General features: G+C 74.8%; 10 protein-coding genes and 1 tRNA gene. 5 read left to right on the forward strand and 6 right to left on the reverse strand.

Annotation, left to right across the window (positions count from 1 at the left end; all coding sequences use genetic code 11):
* Positions 1 to 131: 131 nt before the first annotated feature.
* Positions 132 to 461 carry a hypothetical protein gene (locus ACFW1A_RS36520; RefSeq protein WP_380417209.1) on the reverse strand — a complete coding sequence of 110 codons (330 nt, stop codon included), beginning with the start codon at positions 459 to 461 and terminating at the stop codon, positions 132 to 134.
* Positions 462 to 630: 169 nt separating this feature from the next.
* Entirely contained in the window at positions 631 to 1,788 is a 1,158-nt protein-coding gene (locus ACFW1A_RS36525; protein ID WP_380417212.1) for a hypothetical protein, read from the reverse strand.
* Between the two features lie 403 nt (positions 1,789 to 2,191).
* On the opposite strand from ACFW1A_RS36525, the gene ACFW1A_RS36530 reads away from it, so the two are divergent.
* Positions 2,192 to 2,461, forward strand: coding sequence for a hypothetical protein (locus ACFW1A_RS36530; RefSeq protein WP_380417215.1), 270 nt, complete (start codon positions 2,192 to 2,194; stop codon positions 2,459 to 2,461).
* Positions 2,462 to 2,496: 35 nt separating this feature from the next.
* On the opposite strand, the gene ACFW1A_RS36535 is transcribed toward ACFW1A_RS36530, so the two are convergent.
* The 3 genes from ACFW1A_RS36535 to ACFW1A_RS36545 all read right to left on the reverse strand — a co-directional run bounded on the left by ACFW1A_RS36535 (position 2,497) and on the right by ACFW1A_RS36545 (position 4,007).
* The gene (locus tag ACFW1A_RS36535; RefSeq protein ID WP_380417217.1) at positions 2,497 to 2,862 is read right to left on the reverse strand and encodes a YciI family protein; all 366 of its coding nucleotides are present in this window, start codon (positions 2,860 to 2,862) and stop codon (positions 2,497 to 2,499) included.
* Between the two features lie 262 nt (positions 2,863 to 3,124).
* Positions 3,125 to 3,212, reverse strand: a tRNA-Ser gene (locus ACFW1A_RS36540).
* A gap of 321 nt (positions 3,213 to 3,533) precedes the next feature.
* On the reverse strand, positions 3,534 to 4,007 hold the full coding sequence (locus ACFW1A_RS36545) for a phage tail protein (RefSeq protein WP_380417219.1): 474 nt from the start codon (positions 4,005 to 4,007) through the stop codon (positions 3,534 to 3,536).
* Between the two features lie 174 nt (positions 4,008 to 4,181).
* Between ACFW1A_RS36545 and ACFW1A_RS36550 the strand changes: the two genes are divergently transcribed.
* Positions 4,182 to 4,433, forward strand: a complete 252-nt coding sequence (locus ACFW1A_RS36550; RefSeq protein WP_380417222.1) for a hypothetical protein — start codon at positions 4,182 to 4,184, stop codon at positions 4,431 to 4,433.
* A gap of 33 nt (positions 4,434 to 4,466) precedes the next feature.
* On the opposite strand, the gene ACFW1A_RS36555 is transcribed toward ACFW1A_RS36550, so the two are convergent.
* On the reverse strand, positions 4,467 to 5,348 hold the full coding sequence (locus ACFW1A_RS36555) for an NAD-dependent epimerase/dehydratase family protein (protein ID WP_380417227.1): 882 nt from the start codon (positions 5,346 to 5,348) through the stop codon (positions 4,467 to 4,469).
* Between the two features lie 85 nt (positions 5,349 to 5,433).
* Between ACFW1A_RS36555 and ACFW1A_RS36560 the strand changes: the two genes are divergently transcribed.
* From ACFW1A_RS36560 to ACFW1A_RS36570, 3 genes are all read left to right on the forward strand, one after another.
* The gene (locus ACFW1A_RS36560) at positions 5,434 to 6,015 is read left to right on the forward strand and encodes a TetR/AcrR family transcriptional regulator (RefSeq protein ID WP_380417229.1); all 582 of its coding nucleotides are present in this window, start codon (positions 5,434 to 5,436) and stop codon (positions 6,013 to 6,015) included.
* A 201-nt stretch (positions 6,016 to 6,216) separates the two neighbouring features.
* Entirely contained in the window at positions 6,217 to 6,804 is a 588-nt protein-coding gene (locus ACFW1A_RS36565; protein ID WP_380417231.1) for a hypothetical protein, read from the forward strand.
* A gap of 79 nt (positions 6,805 to 6,883) precedes the next feature.
* A partial coding sequence (locus ACFW1A_RS36570; RefSeq protein WP_380417233.1) for a hypothetical protein occupies positions 6,884 to 7,089 on the forward strand: 206 nt, incomplete at its 3' end.

A 7,089-nucleotide genomic window follows, 5' to 3' on the forward strand; every position in this document is an offset into this window, starting at 1 on the left:
TCAGTCTCAGAACCGAGAACACTACAAAAAGATATCCAACGACCGCCGCCCTAGACTACACCCGGAGGGCGCCGGCCGCACCTTCGCCGGGGCCTAACGGGCGGGGGCCCCGGCGACGGGCCGACCCTGCGTCAGCTGGCCCGGTACTTGTGGTACCAGAGGCCGACGGTCGCGCCGTCGGTGAACACCGCGCAGACGTGGCGGTCGTAGACGGCCGGGTCCATGGGGTGGTTCTTCGCGTAGTCCTCGCAGTTCGCGAAGGTCCAGAACCAGGTCTGGTACTCGTAACAGGGAACCCGGCCCCCGTTGTCGGCACAGTCGGGGGTCGGGGACTCGCGCAGGCCCGTGGTCGAGGCGGGGGCGGTCCGGTTCTGGTGCGCCTCGGCCGCCGTGGCCGTGGTGGCCGGCACGGCGAGGGCGGCGGTCATGGCGAGGGCGGCGAATGCCCTGCGGAGCAGCATGGTTCTCCACTCGGTACGTGTGCGTGTGCGTGCGCCGTCCACCGCCGGCAGGCCGACGGCGACGACGCACGTGGTCACTACCCACCGTAGCGGAACGTATACGTACAGGTTGGCTTCCGTCGCATCCCCGGCGCGGCCGGATCCCGGGCGCGTCCCGAGACCGCGGCGGTCACGGTCGCGCCGCTACCGAGCCGGCCGGGGCGTGGAGCTGCTCGGCGCGGGCAGCCTGGGGGTGGTCCCCGAGCCGGGCGAACTCGTGGGCGAGGAGCGGGAGGAGCTCCGTGTCGTGGGGGCCGGCGGCGTCGAGGAGGCGGATCAGGATGCAGCGGGCCAGCTCGGTGCGGCCCTGCCGGCGGGCGAGGCGGGCCCAGCTGACGGGGGGTTCGTCGACGGGCCGCCCGCCGTGCTTCGACTCATCGAGCGCGGCCGCCCAGGCCTGCAGCCCCTCCGGGTGGTCCGGGAAGCCACCGAGCAGGGCCCGAACCCCGGGGCTCCGGTCGCGCAGCGAGCTCAGCAGCGCGTGGTCGGCGGGCTCGCCGTGCAGTCCCACCAGCACGGTGGCCAGGCGGAGGTCCCCGGTCGGTCCGGACGCGGCTTCGGCGAGCAGCAGTTCACGCAGGCCGGGCAGGTCGGCCGGCGTGCGGTCGTACTGGGCGGCGCGCAGGGCAGTGGCCCGGCGCACCGGGTCGGCGGTCACCCCGGAGGCGTCGGCGGCACGGGCACGGAGGCGGGCGAGGTCGGCACGCCCGGGCGCGAGGACGGCCTCGTGGACGGGGACCCGCAGGCGTCGGGTGAGCGGGGCGTAGGCGCACAGCTCCTCGGCGTTCAGCAGGAGGTGGTCGGGTTCGGTGCGGCGCACGGCCCGGTGCAACCGACGGACCAACTCGGCGGGCGGCAGGCGGCGCAGGCCGAGGGCCGCGAGCAGGGTGACGCGGTCGGCGTCGAGCTCGGGACCGTAGTACTCGGCGAGCCCCTCCTCCGACTCGGCCACCTCGGCCGCCAGTTCGGCGTCGCCGGCGTCGGGGTCGAGCAGGATGTGGTCGTGCCAGCAGGGCAGGCCGATCAGGGTCTCCAGCGCTTCGTCGACGCTGTCGGCGATCAGCCCGGCCTCGCCTTCGGACCCGGCGTAGAGGATCGCACCGTCGGGGCAACGGAAGTAGGTGCCCCCGCCGTCGTCCCCGGCGATGGCCTCGATCGGCCCGCCGGAGGCCAGCCGGACGGCCTCCACGTGATCAGTGCGCTCGATGTCCACGTTGAACGGGTAGGCCGCGAGCTCGGCGAGTTCCGGCTGCTCGTGGAGAAGTTGGAGGGCACGATGAGCAGTCATGTCGGGCGACGCTAGCAGGCGTCGGCGACAGGCCGGGCCGAGCCGACCGGAACCAGCCGTGGACGGACCGCGTCATGATCTCCGCAAGGGCCACCGGGGAGGGACGAGGACACGAGATGCACGGACGGACCCCGCCCCTGGTCGTCGCGCTGGTGGTCCTCGGTTCGGCAGCCGCCGTGTCCGGCTGCCCTCGGCACGGCGGCGGACGCGAGGCCGCGGCCGCCGGGGCCCGCGGCCGCCTCGGTCACCGTGGTGCGCGGCGCGCAGACGTACCCGGTGGCGCTGCAGGTCACCGGGTGGGAGGTGACGCCCCCATCCGCAGGCACCCGAGCAGGGCGACGCGGTCCACCTCAGCTACCGCGCGACCCAGACGCCCGGGACGACGTACTGGCCCGAGGACCCCGTGGTGCTGACGGCCTGCGCGGTGGACGGGGCGGACACGGTGCTCCTGTGCACCACCGTCACCGCCAACGAGGCCGACGTCCGGGCCGGCGGGGCCCGCGCCACCGCCGACACCTGGCTCGGGCCCGCCGCCGGCCTCGCCGACACCGCCCGCGTCCTGCTCCTCCCCGACCAGATGACCCCCGACCCGGAGGCCGGGGACCCGCTGGCCGGGAACGTCTACCGCCCGCCGAGCGTCCCCCTGCCGGGCGCCCGGCTGCGCGTCTCCTGACGCAGCAGGACCCGACGCGTCGGTGCCGGCTGCTGCTACGCGTTCTCCTGGCGGTTCTTGCGGACCCGGAAGCGCCGCACCTCCTGCGGCCACCCGCAGGCGACGGCGATCTTCCCCGCCCACAGCCGCGCCTGCGCCTCGTCCGCCACGTCCACCACGGCGAAGCCGCCGAGGTGCTCCTTGGACTCGACGAACGGACCGTCGGTGAACAGCGGCGTCCCGCTCGACGCGTCGACGCTGAACACCGGGGCGGCGTCGTCCAGCCCGTTGGTGAAGACGAAGACGCCGGCCTCCTGCATCTCCGCCACCAGTGCCCGGACCGCCTTGGACTTCTCCCGCAGCTCCTCCTCGGTGTGGTCCGGCACCCACTCCTCGTTGAACGCGATGAGGTACTCGGTCATGGCTCCTCCTTGTTCCCGCTTGTTCCCGGCGGCCTCCTGCGGCCGTCTCCTGCCCGTACCACGAACGGCCCGCGCCGGATCCGACAGCCCGCCGCCATCATTCCGGTCCGGCCGGTGCGATCCACGGGACAACACGCGCGCCGGCGCCGGACCGCCGCGCACCGGGGCGGGGATTCGCCGGCGTCCGCCCAGTCCCCCGCGAAGCACGCCGCGGGCGGACGGCGCACGTGGCGCAGGCGGGTGGGCCTGCGTTCCGGGCTGGTGGCGGAGAGTGCGCGGATCGAACGCGCGCGGGCTTTCACCCGACTACGGCTTAGCAAGCCGCTGCCTTACCACTCGGCCAACTCTCCAGGTACTGCGCGGCCGGACGAGGAGGCGGACCCCGACGACCCGGTCCGGATCGGGTGCACCGTCCGGCGCGACGGGGCGGCACGCGCAGGACGGGCCGCCCGGGCGGGGGGCGATCCCCGGGGCGGCCCGGCGCGGGGGCCGGTCAGCACGCTACGAGGACGTCCCGGGACTCAGGGAACGGGAGGAGCGCTGACGGGACTGGGCACGCACGGCGTTCACGGTCGCGCTCCTTCCTCGGTTCGTGGCGCGATGGGTAGTACTGTGCCGGACCGCCGGCGGCGGGGACAACGCGTTTTCCCGGGCCCGACGGGCCGGCCCCGTCAGTACTGACCCTTGATCACGAAGTACGAGCCGCGGATCGTGCCGGCCAGCTTCGACTTCTGCCGCGCGAACTTGAACCGGTCCGCCAGCTCCTCCGGGACCTCCATGCCGTCCGAGAGCTTGAACCCGACGGCCCGCTTCGCCCCGTCCTCGATCCCGTACATCACGTTGACCGACAGCCCGGACTCGTAGAAGACGTAGGCCATCCGGAGTCCGTCCACCTCGAACGCCGTCACCTCCAGCGGGCGCGCGCCGATGACGATCTCGCGCTCCTCGGCGAGGATCCGGGTCACCCACTCCAGCACCTCCGGCGCCTCGCTCGCCGGGCTGACCGTGAAGGCGTGGGCGTACTTGTTCCTGTAGTACCGCGCCTCGTTGGCTCGCAGCCCCGCCAGCGCCTCCGCCACCGGCGACGACTCCAGGCCGATGGTGGAAACGTTCACGAAGTCGACGACGTAAGGCATGTCTTCCATACCTCTCTTCTCGGGTTCCGCCTGACCGATGATCACCTCACATCGTTTCAGAGCGCACGGGACCGCGCCCGTCCGACACGGGCGGCCGGCCGCCGGACGCCCCGGACCCGCGCGCCGCCGCCCCCGGCCCGGCGCACCGCCCCCGGGGCGGCGGCGACCTGGGAGAATGCGGAGGTGACGAGTTCTCAGCCGCGCGGCCTCCACGCCCTGATCCCGACCGCCCGCAGCACCGCTACGCCCGGTGAACGCGCGGCGGCCCAGATGCTCCACCTGCGCACCGCCGCCGTACCGGTCCCCGTCCTGGCCGCAGCCGCCGAGCTGATCGCCGCCCACCTCGACGACCCGGACCCCACCACCCGCGCCACCGCCACCGAGGTCCACGCCCGCCTGATCGCCGCGATCGACGCCGCCCCGGGCGCGGCCTGACCGGCGCGCCCGGGACCGGCCCCGCCGGGCCGCTCAGGCGCCGAGGTGCTCCAGGTCCGCGAGCAGGCTCGGCTGGGCCGGCGTCCAGTCGAGAGTGGTGCGGGTGTGGTGGCTGGACGCGGGCTGGTCGGTCGCGAAGACAGGGCCGAGGGGGCCGAAGCTCTCCTGCGGCACCGACTGGACCGGCAGCCGGAGGCGGCGCCCGATGACGGCCACGATGTCGTGCACCGCGTCGCCCTCGTCGGCGACGGCGTGCCAGGAGCTGCCGGCCGGGGCCTGCTCCAGGGCGAGCCGGAACAGCACTGCGGCGTCGAGGGCGTGGACGGCCGGCCAGCGCTGGCTGCCGTCGCCGGGGTAGCCCGCGACGCCGGTGCGGCGGGCGATGGCGGTGAGCAGCCCGGCGAAGCCGCCCTCGCCCCGGTGGTGGACGGTGCGCGGCAGCCGGACCGCCGAACTGCGCACGCCCCGGTCGGCGAGGCCGAGGGCGCGGGTCACGGAGGCGCTGCGGCCGGCGACGGGGCCGCCCGTGGGCAGCGGGTCGGCCTCGGTCGAGGGGCGGCCGGCGGTGTGGGGCGTGCCGGACACGGTGACCAGCGGCCGGTCGGTGCCGACGAGGGCGTCCCCGAGCACCGCGAGCGCGGCGCCCTCCTCGGCGATGCCCCGGGCGAGGGCCTCGGGCGAGCTGAAGTCGTTGCTGAAGGCGAGGTGGATGACGCCGTCCGCGTGCTGCGCGCCGGTGCGCAGCACGTCGAGGTCGGCGAGCGCGCCGCGGAGCACCTCGGCACCGGCGGCCTCGGCGCGCGCCGCGGCGGCGTCGGAGCGGGCGAGGGCGGTGACGGCGTGGCCCGCGGTGAGCAGTTCGGCGACGACGGCGGACCCGACCAGACCGGTTCCGCCCGTGAGGAAGACGCGCATGACGAGCTCCAAGGAGTGATGCGACTAGTGTCCCATCACCGTACGCCATGATGCGACAGATGTCGCGTCATCTAGGATGGGTGCCATGCCGAGATGGAAGCCGGATGCCCGGCAACGCCTGGTGGTGGCGGCGCTCCACCTGTTCGCCGAGCAGGGGTACGACGAGACGACGGTCAGTCAGATCGCCGAGCGCGCCGAACTCACCCGGAGCACGTTCTTCCGCCACTTCGCCGACAAGCGGGAGATCCTCACCGCGGGGCAGACGACGCTCAGCCGCCTGCTCGCCGAGGGGATCGACGCCGCCCCCGCGGACGCGACACCGCTGACCGCCGTCGCGGCCGGCCTGGAGCGGGCGTCGGGCGAGATGACCGCGTTCAACCGCGAGCTCAGCCCGCTGCTGCACGCGGCGATCGAGGCGAACGAGGAGCTGCAGCGGCGCGACGCGCTGAAGAGCATCGGCATGGCCGCCGCGATCGCCGAGGCGCTCGGGCGCCGCGGCGTCCCGGAACGCTCGGCGCAGGTGGCCGCCGAACTCGGCGTGCTCGCGTTCCGGCTCGGCTACACCCGGTGGGCCGACCCCGGTCGCGACGAGGACCCCGGCGAGCTGTCGGCCCTCACCCGGGTCGCGTTCGAGGAGCTCTGCGCGGCGGCCGCGGAGCTGCGGTGACGCCGGGCACGCCCTGTCCGCCTGACGCTGCGGGCCACCGGGCAGCGGCGCGAAGGCGAGCCGCCGCCAAGGGCGTTCGGCGCGGGTACCCGGCCGTTCGGGGGCATTCTCGAGCGCCGCGCGCGGCCGCTACGATGCCTCTGGCCGGAGAACCGCTACGGCCGGATCGGGGGGCGGACGGTGTTCGCGGGCGGACTCGCATTGTGCGTACTGCTGGGCGTGGAGCTCGGCGCGGTCGTCGCCGGGTTCGCCAACCTCGGGGCCGGGGCCGCGGTGGCCCTGCTGGTGATCGGCCTCACCCTGGCACCGTGGACCGGGATGGCCGGCTTCTTCGTCCTGCACCTCGGCCTGCGTCGGCGCCGCGGGCTGCACGGCCCGCCGGTCCTGCGGACGGCGGTGGCGAAGATCGAGTCGGTCCGGGAGATCCGCGAGGGCGAGGAGGTGCTGCTGCAACTGGACCTCACCGTCGCGCCGGAGGACGGCCCGGCCTTCCGCGCCGAGGCCGGTGTCGACGTGCACCTCTCCCGGGTGGACCAGTACCGCACCGGCCGGACCGTGGCCGTGGACTACGAGGCGGCCCGCTCCTGGCGGGTCGTGCTGCGCCGGGATCCGGACCCCGACCAGGCCGCCCGGATCGCCGCCGCGCGGATCGACACCGCGCCCGCCGAAACCCGCCGGGTCCCGCCGCCCCGCGAGCGCGTCGGGACGGGCCGCTACGGTGCGGCGGCCGTCGCCGCGGGCCTGCTGGTGTCGCTCTGGCCGCTGTGGGCGCTGTGCGGCGGGCTCTGACCCAGCGCTACATCCGATCATCGGCCCGATTCCCGGCCGACCGTTGACCCCCCGCGGCCCGACGGGACATGATCCCGGCATGACCTCCTTGGCGGCTCAGACCAACACCGGTGTCGGGCCGTTCCTGCTCGTCTGGAGCCTCGTCGCGCTGGCCATGGGCGGGCTCCTGGCCACCAAGCGGTGGTCGGACCGCTACAAGTCCTTCCTCCTGCGCGGACTCGATGCCCGGCCGTCGGCACAGCAGCGGGCCGACCGGCTGCCCGCCGGCTTCGTGCGGGTGATCGG

The organism is Kitasatospora sp. NPDC058965 (genome assembly GCF_042741245.1).
Taxonomy (GTDB): domain Bacteria; phylum Actinomycetota; class Actinomycetes; order Streptomycetales; family Streptomycetaceae; genus Kitasatospora.

Bases quoted from the DNA above. Each gene is read 5' to 3' on its own strand.
- ACFW1A_RS36520 (WP_380417209.1), bottom strand. From the start codon at position 461: ATGCTGCTCCGCAGGGCATTCGCCGCCCTCGCCATGACCGCCGCCCTC.
- ACFW1A_RS36525 (WP_380417212.1), bottom strand. From the start codon at position 1,788: ATGACTGCTCATCGTGCCCTCCAACTTCTCCACGAGCAGCCGGAACTC.
- ACFW1A_RS36535 (WP_380417217.1), bottom strand. From the start codon at position 2,862: ATGACCGAGTACCTCATCGCGTTCAACGAGGAGTGGGTGCCGGACCAC.
- ACFW1A_RS36545 (WP_380417219.1), bottom strand. From the start codon at position 4,007: ATGGAAGACATGCCTTACGTCGTCGACTTCGTGAACGTTTCCACCATC.
- ACFW1A_RS36555 (WP_380417227.1), bottom strand. From the start codon at position 5,348: ATGCGCGTCTTCCTCACGGGCGGAACCGGTCTGGTCGGGTCCGCCGTC.
- ACFW1A_RS36560 (WP_380417229.1), top strand. From the start codon at position 5,434: ATGCCGAGATGGAAGCCGGATGCCCGGCAACGCCTGGTGGTGGCGGCG.